At 38.7% G+C, this 22,834-nt stretch carries 6 protein-coding genes; 1 reads left to right on the forward strand and 5 read right to left on the reverse strand.

Translation table 11 applies throughout. The annotated features are described in order from the left end of the window. Nucleotides 1–6 precede the first annotated feature (6 nt). From A8B79_RS01715 to A8B79_RS01730, 4 genes are all read right to left on the reverse strand, one after another. Entirely contained in the window at nt 7–9,789 is a 9,783-nt protein-coding gene (locus A8B79_RS01715) for a SwmB domain-containing protein (protein ID WP_066217226.1), read from the reverse strand. Then, nucleotides 9,790–16,965 carry an OmpA family protein gene (locus A8B79_RS01720; protein WP_066217228.1) on the reverse strand — a complete coding sequence of 2,392 codons (7,176 nt, stop codon included), beginning with the start codon at nt 16,963–16,965 and terminating at the stop codon, nt 9,790–9,792. 82 nt (nt 16,966–17,047) lie between these two features. After that, a complete protein-coding gene (locus A8B79_RS01725; protein ID WP_161485128.1) occupies nt 17,048–19,714 on the reverse strand; it encodes a DUF11 domain-containing protein in 2,667 nt (888 codons plus the stop codon). A gap of 86 nt (nt 19,715–19,800) precedes the next feature. Beyond that, nucleotides 19,801–20,280: a hypothetical protein gene (locus A8B79_RS01730; RefSeq protein WP_066217232.1), complete on the reverse strand. Its 480-nt coding sequence runs from the start codon at nt 20,278–20,280 to the stop codon at nt 19,801–19,803. A gap of 306 nt (nt 20,281–20,586) precedes the next feature. Between A8B79_RS01730 and A8B79_RS01735 the strand changes: the two genes are divergently transcribed. After that, on the forward strand, nt 20,587–21,462 hold the full coding sequence (locus A8B79_RS01735; RefSeq protein WP_066217234.1) for a DUF58 domain-containing protein: 876 nt from the start codon (nt 20,587–20,589) through the stop codon (nt 21,460–21,462). On the opposite strand, the gene A8B79_RS01740 is transcribed toward A8B79_RS01735, so the two are convergent. Further along, complete coding sequence (locus A8B79_RS01740) at nt 21,463–22,737, reverse strand: peptidoglycan DD-metalloendopeptidase family protein (protein ID WP_066217238.1); 1,275 nt, start codon at nt 22,735–22,737, stop codon at nt 21,463–21,465. It abuts the gene before it with no gap. Between the last annotated feature and the right edge of the window lie 97 nt (nt 22,738–22,834).

Genomic DNA, 22,834 nt, shown 5'->3' on the forward strand with positions numbered 1-22,834 from the left:
TTAGCCTCAATTATCAATTTTAACAGTAAATGTTACTACTCCGGTACCCCCGGGTTGCAGTGTTCCTGTAAATGTCCATTTTATACCACCTGCAGTACCTACAGATGGGGTTGTAATCGTACAATCGGTTAGATTGTTTGGCAAACTCCCACAAGCTGCCGTATTAAAAGTTGTGTAATTCGGAGTGTTATCAATGATCTCAAGAGAACTTATTGGTTCATCTCCATTATTTTGATAACTAACCGTATAAGTTAAAGTTGCTCCAGGTAATGCCTGATTTTGATCTACAGTTTTTATCAGAACCAAACCGGCTTCGTTGTTATTTACCGTAACAAGATCACTTCTTGATAAATTTTGTTCGATCACCGGTGAAGTATTTGAGTAACTCATCACTGCAGAAATTGTAGTATTACTTGTTGACCCGTTATTAAGCCCTTGTGGAACACTGACTTTCAGCAACAAACACAATGTTTGCTGAGCTGTAACAACTACAGGAGTACTCCCATCCAGAATTGTTTCACCACTTTCTACAGAACCATTACAATTCAAATCATTGTAAAGTATTACAGGCCATGTAACATTGTTCGGGTTATTCACTGAATTTGTTGTAAATACTATACTTCCGGCAGTTTTAGCTTCAAAAGTGTGCTGAAAGAATGCAATTGCTCCCGGAAGCACATTCTGACTACCATTTGTATTAAAAGTACTCACTTGTACATCCGCAAAGTCAACACCCGTATACGAAGACCCAACTGTATTCGTAAAAGTAGTTACGTCAGTATTTTTGTCATAGGAGCCGGAGGTTGTACCTGAAGAACCGTCTATAGTCAGATAAGAAGCTTTATTTACTTCTTGAATTTTAACAGTTCCACCACTTGGTATGGTCGATTTTGGAATAAACAGTTCATAAGTACCGTTGGCATTTGCTGATGTTTGCTCGATCAATACATCAGAACTGGTTAATGCTTTAACAATGGTTCCGTTGATACCAATTTCAGTTCCATTTTTAATTCCATCATTAGCTGTTCCTCCACCAATTCCGTTATCAGTAAAAACTGTACCTGTAACTTTTGAACCTTCATAATCACCAAAATTTTGCTGTGCCGGAAGGTTGTTTACAATTACTGTTCTTAAATTTGGCGTAGTTGAAATATGATCGGTCGGATCTGTTTCTGCAGGAGTACACACATCCGGGGTTGGAACACTTTGTCCAAAGGATTCAATTAAGTCATACTCGCCATTAAGAACATTACTGAATTGGTAGAATCCATTCGCATCAGTAAGAACACTCTTACAGTTATTCAGGTTTTTGTTAAAGAGAACAATAGTGACGTTTTCAATACCACTTTCTCCGCCTTCTCTCAGCGCGTTGTGATTATCATCTTTATATACATATCCGTTTACAGTAACTCCGGTAGCTACAACACGTTGATTGGTTGAAAATTCAGAAGTGTTATTTCCGGAATCAAAAGTAAGAGCAGTTATTCTGTCATTAATAACAATGCTTGTTGAAGAAACAGTAAAAGTTTCACTGAACGTACCGTTTGCATTTGTATTGATGGTACCGATAAGAGTTTGTCCCTCTCCGTGAGGACGAATTAACGAACCACCTTCTTCAATTAATCCCTGCTGATTACCGTCGTCTGCAGCTTTATAAATTTCAATGGTATATACACCTGTTAACCTCGTTGAGTTCTTACCAATATAACCTTCAACTGTAAGTTGATTTCCATCTACAGTTGCTAAAGTAAATACAGGATAATCAAGCCCTTTATTTGGTTCTGTAGTAGCATTTTCTATTACGCCATCGTTAGGGGATACACCGTCAGCTTGTCCGTTAACGGAAGTAACGATATCGATTGCAAGTCCTTTGTTATTGGAGAAGCTGTTTTTAGTTATAAATACACCTTGTTGAGACTGAGCGTCCGGGAAACTTAACCGAACCCCAGCTCCTTTATATGGACTTGAAGAGTAATCTGTTCCATTTCCTGTAATAATGTTTTTCTCAACAAGCGTATTTGATACTCTATTCAAAACATTAATACCAGTTGTTCTTTGATCTCGAATAGTGTTATTTCTGATTGTGTTTCCTGAAGTCAGTGTTCCTGCGATATTACCCAGTTCTATACCTGCTCCACCGTAAACATCACTTCCGCTTGTTTTTCCATTTTCGTGGAATAAGTTCTGAGTAATTGACCATGTACCAATTCCTTCTAATCCATCAGCATTATTTACAGAAGAACCAGCTCTGTACACCTCATTTTTAGTGAACTGAATAGTGGCATTTCCATTTTCTGATCTCACTCCGCTGTCTTTTGTATAAGCGATATAGTTTCTTTGGATCAACGGTGTTTGAGATCCTGAACCTGTGATAAGAATACCAAGATCAGATTGGTTAAGTCCTGTTGGATCAGTTCCGTCTGCTCTGGTACCAATCATATTATTTTCAATAGTTCCACCCACTATATTTACGAGTGAAACAGTTCTAGCATTATTGAAAAGAGCGAAATGTCTTAGTACAACAGCACCTGAACTGTTGACAGAAAGTGCGTTATTCCCTACGTCATTAAGATCTAATTCCAGTTCTTTTCTCTCAAAAGTGCTTAATGAAATTCCATCAATACCAACTGAACCACCAGTGCCAACCGTACCGGAGTTAGGATTCAGAATAGAAAGCGGAGAGTTCAAATTAAAAGAACGTCCGTCAAGTGTGGTAAGAGGATCTGTTATTGCAGGAAGTTCTGAGCTCAATGTGATTTTCCACCAGTTTCCACCACTTCCGGTTTCATTAGTAGCTACTGACGGAACGAATCTCATCGTGTTAGCGCCCGAGATCTCGTTCGCATTAGTAATGAACTGTCTCAACGAACCTTGAACACTACGATTTGAAGAAAGATCGTCATCACCATCTCTGATATCTGTAACCACATTAAAACTGAACCCAAAGTTAAGCCCGGAAACATTATTACTTGCCATCGTGAACTTTGCAACATGTTCAGCGTTTGCAAGATCAGCATTAGATGGAGCCGTTCCTACAGGCAGATTATCAGATTGATTTCCTCTTCTACCTCCAAAGCAATTCCCTGCTGACCCTTTTGTTCCAATTCCACCCGCTCCATCTGAACAAAGTGCTCCTGTCGGGGCATAAACTTGTTCGGCCCAGCTTGCACCGTTTGTCAGATTTCCTGTTTTAGAATTTACAACTACCCAATAGTCAGCATCTTCTCCGATCTGAAATGTAAATGCACCAGAAATAGTAGTTGTATCGGATCTTAAGAATACATCATCACTACCGTCAGCCAGGCCATCACCACCATCTTTAAATAAATGAACGATCACATCTTTTACTGCTTGTTGATCACCGGAAGCATCACCAAAGTTTGTGTCTCCGTCGGTTATACCGTTTCCGGTTTTGTCTTTGAAAACAATACCTTCAACTTTATTACTGATGTATATAGCTACTTTAGATGTATCGTTTGCCTGATTTGGGTCAAACTGATTCAGTCCCAACAGGTATGCTTTATTTACCAAAGAATCAGCTGTTACACCTGAGTTTACGCTTGCTTCCACAGTCATTGTTACTGAACTGCCGTTGTTAAGAGTACCGATAGACCAAATCTTATTAATCTGGTTGTAAGTTCCCTGACTTGGACTTGCTTGCACTAAAGCCAATCCGGAAGGTAATGTTTCATTAACATCTACTTCGGTAGCTCTTTCAGGTCCATTGTTTGTAACTGTAATAGTGAAATTTATGGATTCGTTTTCCAGCGGATTTGCATTATCCACTGTCTTAGTTACGGAAATATCAGCATCACGAGTAGTTACAACTTCAGGGTCAAAATCCTGATTTCTACACTGGACGAAATCAATATCCACTAAACGGTCAATAGTATAACCATTTGTTAAATTGGATCCGGTTCTGAATTCAAATACAGAAGTATAATTATACTTTATGTACGCCATATGATCGAAATCTAATGACCCGTTTCCATCTGTTGCAGGAGTAGAAGTAAAGAACTGGAAAGCACCTGAAGTAGTTTCAGTTAGATTATTCCCTCCCTGAACAGAATTAGACTGATTCTGAGTAAATCCTAAGAAATCACGAATAGTTTGAGTGTTATCATTCTGATTTACAAAACCATCAATGTCCAATGCAGTCATTGCAAAATTCTTTTTTACAGGATTCGTGGTTCCTGTAGCAACAAATTTAACTTCCCAGTCAATATAACCTCCACTTTGAGTAGCCTGGAATAGTGGACTGAAATTTGCTGCACTATTACCTGAAGTATTATTATCAATATTACTCAGAGTAGCATTACTGATTGCTTTTATTTTCACCAAGGCATCAAGTCCCGACGCGATATTATTAAATCTGTAAACCGCGTTTACCTGCCCGCCAATACCTTGCTCTAATGTATTATTACTGAAATTAAATAAAGGTGGCTCACTACAGCTTAAACCTGAGGACGGATCAAATACTATAATATCAACTTCTGCACTATTGTTACTTTGATTACCATCACCACCCGTAAAATTTGAGAAGCTGGCAGTATTTTTGATCGTATTTCCTTCCTGCCCTGTATTAACTGTGGCTTTTAAGGTAAGTGTTGCAGATTGTAATCCGGAAAGCGAGCCTATATCCCAAATTCCTGTTCCGTTTGTATAACTACCTAATGTTGTAGTACCCGAAACGAAGGTTAATCCTGCCGGAAGTTGGTCTGTAACCTCAACATTGCCTACTGCATTTCCTTTTTCATTTTTTGCAGTTATGGTATACGATACAGTATCACCAACTGAAGGAGAAACATTATCCACAGCTTTTGTAACAGAAACATCAATTATGTTTTCTGAAACCGGATCATTAAAATTGTTAATCTCACAAGGATCAAAACTTAATCTGTATAAACGATTTGAAGTTGATCCCCCACCCTGTATACCTGCTCTGAATCTGAATTTCGGTTCATTAGTGTACGCACTGTATACCGTATGGTCTGAAAAATCAGGGTCTGTGGAAGATACTCCATTGAAATTATCAGGCGTGTAGGTTGCGTAAATTCCTGCTGAACCAATAACAAGGTCAGTTGTACTTTCGATGGTGTAGGAACTCAGATTTTGAAAACCGACGTATTCTTTCAGACTTCCGCCTGTACCATCCACATCACTGGAGGTTGCCGCAAAAGACAAGTACTTCTCAACATTTGTAACTGAATCATAAAATGAAATCTCAAAATCCATGAAAGCATCATTGCCATCAGCACTTTGAATTCGCGGAGAAAATGCTTCGTTAAAAGCCGTTGTACCGCTAGTTTCATCAATATCAGTTATAGTCGCGTTATTATCAGTTATAATTTCGATACGTGCATATACTCCAGGAAGTACCGAATCAAACTTATAAACCGCTCCAAGTTGTAAAGCCGTACCACTTTCCAGAGTGTAATTTGTAAATCGAAGTAACGGACGATCATTACAAGATGTAGGAGCATTTGCTTCGTCTACTGTAATATTAACCGTGGATGAGTTATTTGAATTATTTGGGTCATTCTGATCAAGCGTCTGAACTGCAGCAGTGTTAGCAATAGTGTTTCCTTCTGTATTTTGATCTACTCTAACATTAATAACTAAAGACGCGCTGGCTCCATTTATAAAAGTACCTATATCCCAAATTCCTGTCGAATTATTATATGTTCCCACGCTCGGATTAGCACTTTGAAAAACTACTCCGGATGGAAGCTGATCAATGATCTTCAGATTTGAAGCATCTCTTGGCCCCTGATTGGTAACAGAAATTGTATAGTTAATAAAATCACCTTCAATAGGAACCGAATTATCTACAATTTTGAGTACCTGAATATCTGCAGCTTCAGCAACCACTGTAATTCCGGCTGAAGCAGAGTTATTATTTAACTCGGGATCGTTCTCATTTAACTGAGTAATTTCAGCATTATTAGTGATCGTATTTCCTTCTGTTCCGCTATTAACAGTAGCAACAATAGTTAATGTAACTGTAGTAGTATCACCTTCAGCTAAACTGCCAATGTTCCAAATATTTGTAGAAGTATTATACGTTCCCTGGCTTGTTGTATGCGACTGATATGTAATTCCATTTGGCAAATCATCTGTAACCTGAATATTTGTTGCTTCAAACTCTCCAGGGTTTGTAACGGATACAGTATAAGTGATTGTCTCTCCCTGAACCGGAGTGGAATTATCAACCACTTTATCAATTTCCAGATCTGGAGTAGCAGGTTCCTGAATACTAACTCCGTAATCTTCAACTTCTCCACCAATTGCAATTCCATATGGAGAAGCTACACTACTTGTTTGCGACGCAATTCTGAATCGTGCAAAAGTATCTCCGGTAATCAATCCTGAAAGACCACCCCAGCTTAGTGTTGCCACCCCGCTTAAACATTCTGCAAAAGCATATTCAGAATTATCAAAAGTACCATTTTGATTTATATCGAGCCAAGCACCCACTTTCGCTCCGGAAGTACAAACCAGATTCACATCATATTCTGTGTAATTAGTTCTAAGAACCGGAAGTATTGTAATTGCATCTTCATCGTCTCCCGAACCAATTCCTGAAGATTCAGAATCATCTCCGTTTGCTTGAGAACCTGCAGCTCCGTTTCCATCTGCATCAACTGTACCACCAAAGTAAACAGGGTTTGTTCCGGTATTGCTCAATACATGAAAAGCCGGATCGTTACCTCTTGAATTGTAAGAAGTTCTGTAGGAATTTGGTGCATCCCCGTAATCAGCAACCAAAGCTAATCCTACGTGAATATTATCGGTTTGAGCTACGATTTTTCTGATCTCAATTCTTTCCACACCGGGAGTATTTACTCTGAACCAAATTGCATTTGAAGAAGACGTACAGGAAGGATTACCAGAAACTACAGGTTGAAATTCAATCGTTGTGTTGGCATTGGTATAATTCAGATTAACGGAGTTTGTACAAACACCGCCATCCACACCCTGGCCGGTTACCCAACCATTAACAACGATTTTAGTATTGGTTCCATCAAAAGCTTCTAATGTATAAGAAGTATTTCCTGAGTTTGGTTTTAATTTATTTAAGCTCAGTATAAATGCGTCAGAAGGAATTCCATCAGCTATGTTTATATCAAAAGAGGTCGCATTACCGGTGTTACCACTTGCATTAACCTGAGGGCCATTGAATTGATCTCCTGAAAATGCACCAGTAGACCATTCCTGAAGTGCGTTTGGAGAAAATGTGGTTTGAGTACCACCTTGAGCATCAACTGTAGCAATTTCAACATTTCCTACTTTTGCTGAAATCGTAGTAGAATTATTAGTTCCGTCGAAACATGCCCAACTAGCATCATTTCCGTTAATGATCGGACATGGATCGGGTCCAAATGGAATATTGGTAGAAGTGTAATTAATAGCATTTGTGCCTGTAAACGCTGCCGCTTCATTAGTGGCTATATCTCGAATTCTATTTGTTCCGGGAGTGTAATCAAAGGTTACATTATCACCTTGTTGAATAGCATTGGTTAATTCAATACTAACTCTAACATTTGTTATAGAAATACTTGAGATGCTTACTTGTGAACCATTCACTCTAACTTCAAAATCAGTTGTTGCGGGTACTGAACTAGCATCCAGAATTTCATCGTAATCGAGTAAAAGAGAGCTTCCACCTACAAGACTTGTTTCATAAACAGGAGCAACATTGTCTGAAATAGCTGAAGCTTCAGCAGAGTTATTACTTTCATTTAAATTGCCATCCTCGGACGCTACTACATAATAGTATGTATTGCCGTTAAGAGAAGTGTTATCTGTGAAGGTGTAACCAGAACTTTCGTTATCCACAACAACTCCAACTTGTGAGTATGGACCGCCGGGAGAAGTGGACCTTCTGATCCAATATCTGGCAACTTCCCCTCCTGTTCCTACATCCAGGAAAGAAACTTCAATAGCCCCATTGGCAATAGCAGTAGCACTTACACCCAATGGTGGTGTTGGAGTATATCCAGTAGTTTGATTCGTAACTGACTGATCATTTAACGAGGATGCTAAATTCCCTACATTATCCCGAATTTTATTAATACCCGGAGTGTAATCCAGTTCAACATTGTCAGTAGGTTGAATCACATTGGTTAAAGTAAGTATTACCTGATTTCCTGAAATCGTTAAGCTGCTTACAGGATTATTATTTGTGACATTTACTGTAACCGAATAATCAGAATTAGCAGGTGCAGAAGAAATATCAATTGGTTCATCATAATAAAGAGTCAGTGTTTCTCCATTTACAATAACAGAATCCAGTTGAGGCGAAACACCATCAGCAGTTGCAAATACTTCGGCAGAATTTCCACTTTCATTAGAGGATCCGTCAATTGCACTAACTACGTAATAGTAGGTGGTTCCACTAACCGGAGTATTATCTGTAAATGCATAGCTTATGCTTTCATTATCATTTACAGTGCCAACCTGAGAATAAGGACCACCCGAACTTGTAGCTCTTTTTACGGAATATGTGGTCACGCCACTTCCGTTTGATTCATCTACATCATCAAAGTTAATTCTAATAGCACCACCTGATATCGCACTTGCAGATACATTCTGTGGAATTCCCGGTGGAGTATTATCCGGAGTATTATTTGTTACAGCTTCATTGGAAAGGTTTGCTGATTGTGTTCCCTGCTGATCTTGAATAGGATTTGTACCGGCTGTATAATCTATAGTTACATTATCACTCAAGTCTACACCCGGCGACACAGTTATAGTTACTATATCATTGTTAATAGATACATTTGTTACCGTGATAGATGAACCATTAACTCTTACATCAAAATCACCTGTTGCAGGAGTGGACGCTGCGTCCAGAGTTTCATTATAGTCCAGTGTTAAAGTAGTACCACTTATAGAACTAGATTCTAACCCAGGAGGATTGTTTGTATAATTAACAACAATAGATCCATTATTCTCATTTCCTGCACCATCACCTCCTGCTGTAAAATTGCTTGATGTAGCTGAAGCTGCTATGAATGAACCTCCACCACCTGCTCCACCATTAGCACCTGCACCACCACCACCGGAATAACCGGCTCCACCACCACTATAATTAGAGTCTGCGCCACCACCACCGGTAAATCCACGGCCACCTGCTGAACCTGTTCCATTGCCATTTCCGCCATTTGCAATATCCAGAAGCTGAGATGTATCTGTTGTAGTTGCATCTGCCCGAGCTCCACCTCCTGCATCAGACGAACCACCTGCAGAAAACACACCACCACCACCACCGGCAGCTGCTGTATTTGTAGTTGTGCCTCCTCCATTTCCATTGGTACCCGCTGCACCAGGTCCATCCCCTGTTCCTGAATCACCTGCAGTAATATTATTTCCACCCAAACCAAGAGCGCCATTAGAATTATCACCACCACCACCTGCACCGGCAACCATTACCAATACATCATTTATATAAACACCTGTACTACCACCACCACCTGCACTGGAACCTCCATGAGTAACTCCGGCTTCTCCAACTACATAACGAATTACATCTCCTGCATTTACTGCAAAAGTAGCAACGGCAGTGGCTCCTTCTCCACCAATAGTGTTGGAACCATTTCCTCCATCACCACCTTTTATAGTTATAGTAACTTCTCCACCAGAAGGCACTGTATAAGAACCCGATGTAAGCGTTGTCTCATTTACAACTACCTGAGCTGTTGCATCCTCAGTTGGAAGAAAAAATAAATACCCGAGCATCAAGAGTCCGGCTATTCTTAATTGATATTTAATTTTACTAATACTCAATTATTTACCTCCGCCTTTACCATCTTTGATAAGGTCTAATTCTAAAAGGTTGATTGAATCTGCATTCAGATATTCAATGTTCACTTGATTTTCTGATGCTCTTGATTCATTACTGATTTCAATTCTGTTTGCATCAATGCCCCATTCAACTAAGTAGTCCTTCATAGCTTTCAATCTTGAAGAAGAAGCTCTGCTACCATCTCCTGTTATTGCGATTCTAACTGATACTGAATTTTTCAGGTAAGAACCAATTCTGGACAGAATTGCCTGCACTTCATTACTCAATTGAGTACTACTTCCTGCAAATGTTACCATGTTTGGTACAGTATAGCTTTGAGAGAAGTCTCTTATTAATAACAAGTCTTCTCTTTGTCTTAAAATATTCATCAGATTATCCATCATTCTTAATGCAAGACTGTTATTTATAAGATCGATGTCATCTGTTTGGTCATAGATTCTTAAGAATGAATCATCAGAGTAATCAAATTCAACTTCAGATCCGGAAATTTGAGATACGATCATTCTATCCTGAGCAATGCCTTCTCCATACAGAATAGCTTTAACTCTGTTTCCAATTTCAAGTGACGGAGCATTTATCTGTACTGTTAAATTCTGGTATTCTTTCATCGGCAATGAAACACGTCGTACGAGGTACTCATGAATTCTGTTAAGAGATGAACCTGCACCCAGATTTAAACCACTCGGAACAGCATTGTGCTCTGCTATAAATACATAATCCCAACTTCTGATACCTCTGATTCTTGGGTTAACCTGAAGATCTTCAACCTGAGAAATAAATCTGATGTTTCTGTTTTCCACACTTAGGTCAAGTTCTACACGTCTGTTTCTAGCCATATCCACTCGATCTTTTTCAGGAGCTGCATTTTTGCTGAAGCTCAATCCTTCGAACTGTAATTTATCTGCATCCACACCAGCTGCAACCATATAAGCACGTACTGCTTTAGCTCTTCTTTCCGACAGTGCTAAGTTGTAAGATTGAGAACTCTTGCTATCCGTGTGACCGGTTACTCTGATGAAGTAATCCTCATCGCGTTCGATTAAGAATTTAGCAACCTTATCCAACATTTGAGCAGCAGGCTGATTAATGTAAGTGCTGTTGTTGTTAAAGTGGATATGCTTTGGAAGTACAGTTAGAGTTTCAAGTTCTCCGAAAGCGATGCTTCTTGCAGCAATTGGGTTTACAGTCAAATCATGTGGAATAGCTTCCGCAGTAAATGGCAAGATCTCAATTTCCGGAGCTTCACATATTTCCACACAAGTCAGGTAATTATTTGGGTCGATTATTGGAGTTTTCTTAACTCTGTCCGGGATCAGGTTATCGAATAGACGCTCATCAAATTTGTAGCTGAATCCTAAATAAGCACCTTTTTGCGTATAGTTGTTTGCAACGAGGTCCTGATCATCATATCCGAAGAAATTAAAACCTGCAGCTAAACGAAGGTTTGTAGCAACCAAGAAGCCGGCTTCAACACCCAGTCCATAATCTTTAGTTGTAAAATCACTGTTAGCCAGCAAACTTGCATTTATGCCGGCATCCCATTTTTCGTCTATATCATAAATAGCTCTACCTGAAATTAATTCAAGGAAGCTTGAAGTCCTTAATTGGCTGTCGGACTCTAAAGAATACTTCGCCGCTACTCTACCTGATAAAGTCAGGTCTGTAGTTGGATGATAGTTTCCATGAGAAGAAAGTACATGTGCAGTTCTGAAGAAATCCTCATCAACATTCTTGTCAATTTCATGTTTGAATTCATAACGGAAAAGAGCATCAAATTTATTTGTTGATGTACTTCGGTATGCTGCTCCAACTTGTAAACGTTCTTGCAATTTGCTTAAACCGGATACCCCATCTCTGGTATTCAATGAAATGATATTCTTAGTTAAAAGTGTCCAGTCAGTATTTAATTTCAATCCATAACCAAGACTATTCAGGTACAGGTTATCAGTAGATGTAAATCTCGCTTCAGCTCTTGCGGTAGCTTTCCAATTTGTGCTGCCGGTGTAATCTACTGCAGAAGTAATTGCTGTTCCGTCGTTCACAGCCTGACCTTCCAGAGTAAATACTCTTTCAAAACCAAAGTTCAATCCAAGACCTTTTGCTAACTGGAATTGATTTCTCAATCCAATGGCAGCCTGACCGCTTCTTCCGTTAAAAGAATCATTAACTCTGTATTCACTGTACACTTTACCGTTTTTCATGTAACTGGCATCAATACCAACTACCGTGTTATTTCTTTGCTGTGAACCGCTAAGTGTATTAATACCTGCCGCACTTGAAATGAACTCATGTCGGGCGTACAGCTTTGCAAGCTTTCTGAGTCTATAATCTGCTCCAATTGCAATTAATCGCTTGTCTGCTTCATTCAGATCTTGTTCAACTTCACCGAAAGCTGAGGCTCCTGAAAGGAATGGAAGATCAGCTTTAACTTTTCCTCTTATGTTCGTGTTATAAGATGTTGAATCGAGAGCTGATTTATAATTTTCAGAATATCTCAGCCCCATTTCAGCGTTGATATTGTTTCCAAAAGTTTTTTCAGCTGAGATCAATCCACCAAACGTTCGATCACTGGTTGTATCGTTTCTTGTAAATAGAAGCTCGTTCTTAAGTGAAGTTGAACTGTTTAGTTTATAACGCGTTCTTGCTCTCGCTTCTGTTCTACCCTGTCCTAAACCGGAACCTTCATTGCTGAAGTTCTCATTTGACTTACCTAACTGAGCAAATACATCCAGTTTGGAACCTTTGTGATTTACCTGAACTCGTGCTGCGCTACCACTGCCCTTATTATCAGTATTGGTGTTAGCAAATTCACCAACTACTTTTGTTGCTTTACCCATTTCCGCAGAGAAATTACCGGAAAGTAATCTGAAATTATTTTCAGGATTGTTATCCTGAACTGCATTTGCACCTATCTTGATTCCTTCTCTTAGTTCCGTTTCGGCTTTTACACCACCTATCAAGTATCTGTCCTGGTTGTTTGTAACTTCATAAGTAGCTCTTATAAATACCGGATTGAAATCAATATCCACACTTGAAACAGGATTTTTAAAAGTGATCACTCCTGAAAATGGGTCAATAACATAGTCACGGAAACGAGTAAGTCTCTCAACGCTTAAAACAACATCAGGCTGTTCTCTGTCATAAGTTACTATCTCTATGATCTCACTATTATCTACAATGTCTCTGTCAGGAAGATCATATCTTGAAATCCCTTGTCCCTGGAATTCTCTTACTTTTCTGCTTGAGAATGCATTTACACCAAATGCCTGTGCTTTGATCTTTCCTTGTTCGAAACTTGTTTTTAAACCGGTTTGAGCTCTGCTATATGTTCCCAGTTGTACATTCTGATCTCTATCCTGAGTAATAAAATCACCATACAGAGCATAGGTTTTACCACGATCAACACGCACATATAGTCTACTTGAAGACTGGGCATCGAACCCCTTAATAGAAGACTCTCCATATACCGGATAAAATTCGTCTGGTCTGATATCTCTAAATAATCTGTCTTCTTTTGACTTTTCAGAGTCAAAACCTGCCGTCAAAAGTGATCTTCCGCTTATTTTACCTTTAATAAAGAAAGCAAGTCTTGCATCTCCTGTAAAGTTTTGGAAATCATATGAAAGTTGCTTCAACTCTCTTTCAAAACCATCAGCTTCTTTTTCGGAGCTTATGTTTACCTGTTGGTTGAATCTAAGTGTACCCTCAATTATACCTGCAGCAATTAATGGTCTTAAGTCAGGTAAAAATTCAACTTTTAATTCACCTTTTATGATACCAAGATTAGCACGAACTATAGAAGTTTTTGGTTGAGAGGTTGAAGTAAGTTCAAATTCAGCAAAACCACCCTCAATAAATGTTTGAGTTCCGGGCTCATTAGTATTATTGTCTTTAACTTTCCAGTTTCCGAATTCCGTATCCAGTGTTACTAATACACGATCTCCTACGTTGATATCGTTTTCATCCAATATCTCTACTCTTATCAAGGCCGAAGATACTCCATCTGCAGAAACATAATTTCTTGGAGCGGTTACTTTAAGTCGGCTTGCTTTACCCGGTGCAAATACTTGTATTTCTTCTCTGCCTCTGATGTTACCAAACGGATCAACCTCTTCTAATACCAACACGTTCTTACCAGCTTCAAAATCGATACTCACATATTCCCAACCTTGTAAATTATTTGATGGTGAAATAGAAGATTGACCAACTTTCTCATCAGCAATTAAATTTCCATTTAATGTCAGTAAGAACTTGGCTCCTGATTTACCTTTAGCCCAAATCGTATAATTGTTAACTGTAAGCGTATCATTATTTGAAAGATTCAAAAATCCTAAACCATCTTCAGCTTTCATTAAGGCTTCTTCAAGTAATACACCTTGTGATGGAGCTATTTCTTCTTCTTTAGCTGCGTTTGTTATTTTTCCGTCAGGGCTAGTTGCAGCTTTTTTGGATACTGAAACCTTTCCGTCTACAGTACCACTTGCATTTTCAAACTGACCTCTGCCTGATTGAGCGTTACTTTCATTTAATGTGAAGCTTCTTTTTAAAGAACCGGTCAGTGCATCTTTAGATGTTTGAGAAAGCAACTCTCTTCTGGAATTAATTTCCTCATTTACCCCCGGAGTACATTCACAAATTGCAAAGTCAGCTCTATGAAGTTGACCTTTTTTAACATCCACAAATCTACTGGAAGGATCATTTGCATGACGGTTATCCAAAACAGAAAGCTTACTTCCTTCCGGCAATGAATAGTTATCAACTTTAAGAACATGCTTATTAGGGCTTACTGCATAGAATGTATATTTCCCTTCACTATCGGTAACAACATAAGTACCATTCTCCATATATAATCGCACACCAGGCACTCCAACTTCACCGGCGTCCTGCATATCATTTTCGTTACAGTCCTGGAAAACTTTACCTATTACATAAGCATTGTCATTAAACAGACCACCACGAACCTCAACTTTTACTTTAGCTTCATTACTGCTTTTAACTACTACTTCGTCACTCTTGGCTATTGCAACGTTAATTCCTTTCCCTTTTTCTGATCCAGGACCTACAAATACTCTGTATGTTAATTCTTTGGTTGTTCCTGATTCTATGTCTCCTACATCAAATTTTAAACTCGGGCCTTTACCACCTTCGGGATCCTGAAGTTTTACCCCATCCAGTTTTGTAGATCCCAATTGATATTCGAAACCGAATGGAAGCAGATCATCAATAAACAGGTTTCTAACTGTATTAATCGCTTCACTCTTTATAGTAATTGTGTAATTGATATAATCACCAATTTCTGCAGTTGGACGATCTACTGTTTTATTGGTGAACAGAACACCTCTAGCCTGTGGATCTAAAGGAATATCAAAATCTGTACCTTGAGGAACATTGCTGAAAACCCAATCCTTGCCATAAGATGCTAAGGTATCGACTTTACGACCTGCCGGCAGAAGTCCCAATGGTACTTCTGATGTAAAGGTATAACCCTCCGGAGTTTCTACTTCAACTTTATAAGTTCCGGTTTCAAGATATCGGAAAGCAAATCTACCGTCAGGACCGGTCACATATTCGCTTGGAGCAGGAGTTGTTCCGTCTGTTTCAAAAACCTTAGCTCTTCCACCGGCGTCACCGCCATTGTTAGCTCCTGTAACATCTATTACTGTTACTTTTGCATTTCTGATCGGCTGATTAGTTTCGCTGTCGAAAACAATACCATAAGGATCTACAATAACCGTAGTTTCAATTCTAGCTCCTTCACCACCACCTCCGGTGTTATTGATCCCGCTACAATTCAATCTTGCTTGGATTACATCATCTTCAACCGTTTCAAGAATATTGTTACCAATTATCACATCAAAATCAGCGGCATTTCGGGTTGGTACACCCCCTGCAATTCTGAATAAACTGGTATTGATCCCTGTTTCAATTCCAATGAATTTTTCAGAATCACTGGTTTCAAAAGATTGTAGCGTTATTTCTGTTGTATCAATCCTGGATCTGAACTCATTACATGCTGCAGCAGTTGCCTGGAGATTAAGTTTACGACCTATACTTGATGTACCTGTTTTCTTTCCAAAAGTATCATCAGTATAATAATCAATCGTAGCACCGTTTGAAGGAAGGAATGCAACTACATTATCCGAAGCCGCATCAACAACTATATTTTGTTCCGGATCACTATAGCTTATTTCTGCTCTGTTTTGTACGGTATCGCTCGCTCCCGGATTGATCTGTACCTGGAAAGTCGTACTAAATTCTTCTCCCGGACCTAGTTCATCAAAAGCAAGACCAATGAAAGAAACTAAAGCCGGATCTGAAGGTAATGAGCTGGTAAATTCATATTTACCATTCCCTTCATAACCATAAAGCTCTTGTCCGTTTGTTGTTTCTGTAAATTGAACAAAACTCACATTCGAAGGGATAGAGTCAAGCAGTATAATTTTATTCGACGCTATTCCATCAATCGTAATTCCGCTTCTAGGTAATGCTGAAACATCTCCCTTGTTTATTCCGGCAATTGTATATGTAAAGTTTTCATTCGGTAGTTTTTCCTCACTACCTGACTGAGTTTTATTTAACTCAATTCTAGCTCCTGATAAAACATATACGGAATCACGTTTTAACAACTTGACGTCAAACTCTCTTGAAATGGCCTCTACATTAATGATAGAAGTGATCGAATCATCTTCAGCTTCATTAATTGCACCTGAATATCTGAAGTCGAATCGCTCTCCCGGATTTAAAGTTATTGTCTGAAATAAAGTGTCGGTATTCTGAATTTTAGACTTAGTTCCATTCAACCATTCCAGATCTTCAAGGTCATAATCACCTTGATCCCAATTGTAGATCTTGATATCAAATGTAGAGGCTATATTTCCTCGGTTAATCAGAAAATGATCAAACTCTACCTTTTCCCCTCTGAACCTTTTATATGAATTATTGAGTTCCAGAGCAAAATCGACTGTTGCATCAACAACAACATTAACTTCATTTGAAAATATTTCAATTGGATTAGTTTCGCCAGTTTCGGAATAAGTTGTAGTTGCTTGATTCTTAATTGAAGTTCCGCTGGTTGGCGCGTTTTGTGCACGAACCTCTCCCATCGCTGCTAACAGAAGCAGTATCAGAAACGATATGAGAGAGTTAATTTTGTACACTTTTTATTTTTAAAACTTTTTAAAAGGAGAATGAGGGGTCAACCTCATTCTCATAATTCTGGGTTATGAATATTTAGTTACTTCAACTGTCTACTTTCACTGCGAAAGTTATTTCTATCTCTTCGGTAGAATCCAATTCATCGATATCTACTTGAATAGTACCTGTAGCACCGGCCACAGGCTCAGAAGTGATAGTTACTACCGGAGGAGTTGTTGCTCCTGCTCCTGAAGTAATAGTTGTAGATACTGCTACAAGCATCTTCGTAAATGATGGAGTATCATCAGTAACTGAAACAGTAGTTACAGGTTGAGAACCATCATTTCGGATAACAAGCTTGTAATAGACTGTATCTCCCGGAAGTACATTGAATGGGTTCTTTGTAAAAGTACCCGCTGTACCACTCGCATCCGGAGCTTGGAATTTATCTACTACAATTAAACCAGCTTGAACTTCTGTGATATCTGTATTGCTTTTGGAAGCAAGATTTGACTGAGTATCACTAATTGTAATTGTAGTTGTATTAGTTTCGCCATCATCGAGTCCGGCTAAACCTGTAACCTTTACTATGAATTTAACTTGATCGTTAAAACCAAGGTTTCCTACTTGCTCAGGTAAATTATAAGTTCCTGATGATGCTGCAGTTGTCAATAGTGAATCATTAGCATCAATAGTACCGTTATTATTTGTATCCCAATAAACGTTAGCAGTCCAACCAACTGGTTTCGAATTCGTTAACTCGATCTCCAAGTTAGAATTGGTAGTATCGTTTTCCGTTACGTTACTAAGAATAGTAAGCGTATGGAGATAGTTACGAGATCCACCCGGTGCAATTTGGCCTGATCCATTAGCTGTTAACTGCATATTTTGAAGAGTATTCACAGTTACCTGGTCATGGATAATATCAACAGCATTTGTAGTAGGTGAAAAAGCACGGAAGTAAACTGCTTGCACACCTGGTTGATAACCTGCCGGTACAAATACTTCTGCAACAATTAGCTTACTTGCTCCAGATGCCAGATTACCCGTTTGTGAAATTTCACTGTTTCCTGCGTTAGGATCTTTGAATGTAACCGTCCATCCTGTTGGCACTGATCCAACATTTTGAAGATCTCCTCCTGCAGTAGTATCAGCAGCAAAGTCTAGATCATAAGCATCTTGTCCCTGACTAGTGTTCTTAACATAAAGTGTAAAAGAAACCGTAGTACCAGGATTTGTTGTTTGGTTAACAACTGCATTAGTTTCCGGACCATCACCCTCACCTAAAGCGCCTGCATCTCCTGCCGCAGCATTGTTAGTAAGATCAACAGTAGGAGCTACAATTGTATTTAATCGGTCAGTATGCGTAGCGCTCTCGTTAGGATCTCCCAAAGAGGTAAGCGTCTTGTCTACAGAGTAAGGACCGGTTCCACTTGCACCTGAAGGTAATTGAACCTGTAAGATTACAACTATTGTATCTCCCGGTTGAATATTACCTGTATCTGGGATTCCGTCTACTCCGGTATCCTGATAAGTACTTGTAGGATTGTTGTTAGCATCCGCTTTGTAAAGAAAGAACTGTCTCCCACTTGGGTAGTTATCAGTACCTAGGGTAATATTATAAGTATCAGTAGTACTACCTGTGTTTACATAGCGGTTAATGAAATTGATAGTTGTTCCCTGCTGAGTAGAATCTATCTCAACAATTTGAGCATCTACCAATTCAATATCATAATTCTCATTAATGGTAACAGGCTGACCGGGAATGGTACTTTCATTTGGTATATCATCATGAGTTGTGACAACCGTGTTAGTGATAGTTTCACCTTCCTGACCTGTATTAACAGTAACCTTAAAAGAAAGAGTACCGGAAGAACCGTTAGCTACGTTAGCAACAACAGCAGAAAGTGTATCCTGTAAACCACCGGTTATTCTTTCAAAAGTAATACCTGAAGGGTCCCCACCGGATGCATCTGTAAGTGCACCACCTCCACTCCAAACTGCAGAGTTTGGTACGTAGGTTAATCCCGAAGGAATTGGATCTTTTAATACAAGATTAGTTGCCGCAGCATTACCATTTTCAGAATAGTTAATTGTGTAAGTAAGAGTGTCAGCTACATCTGCTGTAGTTTGGCTAACTCCTTTACTTACTGTAATTACAGCATCTTCATCAACCTGAGCTTTATCAGTAGCTGTTGCTGATTCGTTAGAATCAAAATCACTTGTTGCTGTAACCGTGATATCTTCGAACTGACCATCCTGAGCAGAAGCAGGTATATCAGCTACAATAACAATACCATAAGTATTATCGGCTAATCCTGATCTGTCAATATTGGGAGTTACTGATATCTCAGTAAAGTTATCGGCAATACCATCTTCATTCGCATCGGGATATATCCTGATATTCGTGAAGTTAAATGCTCCATTATTAGCATCAACAGCTGTAACGGCAAAAAAATCAGATCCATTACCCGTGTTGGTAATAATGTGGCTGAATGTTACCTGACCACCGACACTAACCTGTTTGGTTACTCCGGCAGTGATTGTAACACCTGCTACCTGTTGTACCGTAGTAACAACAGTGTTGGACGTAACGGACTGACTGTTATTCCCGTTATCGATGTACGTAGCAGTTGCCTGGTTACCAATGGAAGAAGACGCAGGTGGTATCTGAGCGAATACATCCGTAGATGTACCCAATACCACAGCGAAAACCATAAGCAACCCAACAAGAGCTTGTACCCTTTGTCGTAGTTTATGTGTTGTTTTCATTGTTTGAATCCTATTATTATGGTTCAATTGTTTGTTTTTTTGAACACTGTTTAGATTTGAATTTTGAAATCCCGTTTTAGTCCTGATCATGATCGGACCTCAACTCTTGCGGTAAGAGTTATGCTTTCTCCAGCCGCAAGAGCAGGAACTAGCCATTGTAAGCGTCGATATTCCTGAGCAGGAATGACGCGGTTTACCTGTGATCCATCCGGTTGTGTAACCTGACGAGTCAATGGTAGTTGTCTGAAGTCATTAGCAGTGGTGCTAACGCTTGCCCCACTCAGCTCCGGAGATGCAGAGCTTTCGAGATAGAACATCTCGGGTGGTATTGGCAAAACAGGCATAAGTTGAGTAATGTCTCCACCTGTTCCATTCTGGTAAGTTAGTCGATATTCAATAATATCTCCCGGCTTAACTTCGGTTACTTCAGTTGCAACCTCATTACTGTCTGCATCCAATGAGATCTTGTAGGCCTTCAGAACTGAAGACAACTCCCCATTTTGTGCATATGTATTTACAGATAAACCCAGAAATAAAACGAATAAAAATAGATACTTATATTTCATAAGTGTGTTTATTTTTAGTTATTTCGCGCTATTTGCGCTGGTAAAAAGATACCCATCCCATCATTTAAACCCCGTTAGATAGCTTTAATGAAAAGCATCTAATTATCTATTTTAGTATTAGAGTATTTTAATGTTTAAAGTTACGTTTGCATTACTTTAAGAAATGATTTTGGAAATTTGTCAGATATTTAAACATCCAACTATTAACTTTAATTAATTAATGCTTTATTATTCGTTAAAATATATCTTTTAATGTATTTAATATGCTTAGATTAGCTATTGAATTTTTAACTACGATCACTGTTTATGGTATCAAAAGAGGTTCTTAAAAAAATCAGGAAGCTGGAAGTACAGACAAAAGGCATTGTCAATACCTTGTTTGGAGGGGAATATCAGTCTGCTTTTAAGGGACGTGGAATGGAATTCTCAGAAGTGCGAGCTTATAATTATGGTGATGATATTCGCCAAATTGATTGGAATGTTACTGCCCGAACCGGCGATCCCTACATCAAAATTTTTGAAGAAGAACGTGAACAAACCTTAATGCTTTGTGTTGATATTTCACCAAGTGGAACCTTTGGTACCATCAACCAAACAAAAATGGACCTTGCTATCGAAATTTGTGCTGTGTTAGCTTTCAGTGCTATCAAAAACAGTGATAAAGTCGGTTTGGTTTTATTCAGCGATCACATCGAAAAGGTCGTTCCTCCTAAAAAAGGAAAAACCCATGTACTTAGATTAATCCGAGAACTTTATACTACTAAACCAACAGGGAAAGGAACGAGTATTGCTAATGCCCTGTCATACATCAACAGGTTGTTAGATAGAAAAGCAATAGTTGTCTTAGCTTCAGATTTTCAGGACAGTGACTTTGACAAACCGCTAAGAATCACAAATCAAAAACATGATCTTGTAAGCATTATTGTAAACGATGAACATGAAGAAACTTTACCAAATTTGGGTTTGATACCTTTCAGAGACTCCGAATCTGGACAGGAAATTTTGATCGATACTTCCAGCAAAAAGGTAAGAGAATCGTACCGTAAAAAGAGATCAATGAACAGGCAAGTTCTATCAGATAAACTCTTAAAAATGAAGATCGATTCTGTTGAAGTAAGTACAAATCAATCCTATGTACAACCTCTTATGAATTTCTTTTTAAGAAGAGTAAACAGATATTAATTAATAAGTTGCTTTAACTATTTTTTCTTCGTCAGTTAAGAACTGTAATTGATCTCTTAAAGAAGAGATCGCATCTTTATACACTTCCAATTCAGAATTAGAAATTCCTTTTGATGGTGGCAAAACCAATTTAACGGGATTAACAGGTCTTCCATTCTTCATCACATTATAGTGCAAATGCACCCCTGTTACTCTTCCTGTTTTTCCTACATACCCAATTACCTGTCCTTGCTTAACTTGCCTTCCCTTCTTAATTCCACTGGCAAAACCATTCAAATGTAAGTACGCAGTTGTATACGTGGCATTATGCCTGATCTTAACAATATTTCCACTTGGACCCCGGTATTGAGATTCTATTACTTCTCCATCACCTACAGAAATAACCGGTGTTCCCAGTGGTGCAGCATAATCTACTCCATAATGTGGCAATGGTCGCTTTAGAACCGGATGAAATCTGTTATAGGAAAAATTGGAACTGATTTGCTGAGAATATTTGAATGGAGCTTTCAGCAAAGCTTTTTGCACACTATTCCCTACTTCGTCATAATACCCGTAAGCATCATCACTTTCATAAAAATAAGCTTCATGCACCTCACCCCTGTGTTCGAATTCGGCGGCAATTATCTGACCAATTCCGTAGGGTTTGTCATCTACAAAACGTTTTTCATAAATAACTTTAAACTTGTCTCCTTTATAAAGTCTGAAAAAATCGACTTCCCAACCGAAAATCTCGCTCAATCCATTTGCTACCAGAATATTTACTCCCTGATCAACAAGGCTTTCATACAGAGAAGATTCTATAGTACCATATGCTGTTGCGATCTCCTTTCTGATCTCTTTAGAACCAAGAGCCACTTCAATTCCATTACTCCAATCAAAAACCACATAATCTGTAGCGGTTTGATGAAATACCATTCTCAATGGGATATCAGTATCAGGGTCATGATATGTATAGTACTTCTGATTTTGGTTTATTCTTCTTGTATTGAACTTCCCTTTTGATTTCTCCTGAATCGTATAAATATCTTCGGGAGTTACATCCAACGAACGAAGAATAACATACAAGCTTTCGTTTCTTTTAACTCTTGCTTCTTTAACCGTGGCTTCGTTTTTGATGAACCCATAAGAGTCATATCCCGGTAATTCCTCAATCTCTTCTAAATTCTGTAGCGTAATTGAATTCTCAGTTACTACCTCTTGATCCTGAAATAACGAACATGCCTGAAAAAGACATAGAAATGCTATTCCAAAAATAAAATTTTTAACCCAAATCATGTATAAGTTTTACTTTGCAGATGATTGTGAAAAACTAATACTATTTATGATTATTTCATAAAATCTTTGAGATGTAAATTTGATTAAACAATACTTG

This window comes from Balneola sp. EhC07, from assembly GCF_001650905.1.
Classification (GTDB): Bacteria; Bacteroidota; Rhodothermia; order Balneolales; family Balneolaceae; genus Balneola.

What these genes read in the sequence shown, in the direction of transcription:
- A8B79_RS01740 (WP_066217238.1), bottom strand. Translation starts at nt 22,737, where the DNA reads ATGATTTGGGTTAAAAATTTTATTTTTGGAATAGCATTTCTATGTCTT.
- A8B79_RS01735 (WP_066217234.1), top strand. Translation starts at nt 20,587, where the DNA reads ATGGTATCAAAAGAGGTTCTTAAAAAAATCAGGAAGCTGGAAGTACAG.
- A8B79_RS01730 (WP_066217232.1), bottom strand. Translation starts at nt 20,280, where the DNA reads ATGAAATATAAGTATCTATTTTTATTCGTTTTATTTCTGGGTTTATCT.
- A8B79_RS01725 (WP_161485128.1), bottom strand. Translation starts at nt 19,714, where the DNA reads ATGAAAACAACACATAAACTACGACAAAGGGTACAAGCTCTTGTTGGG.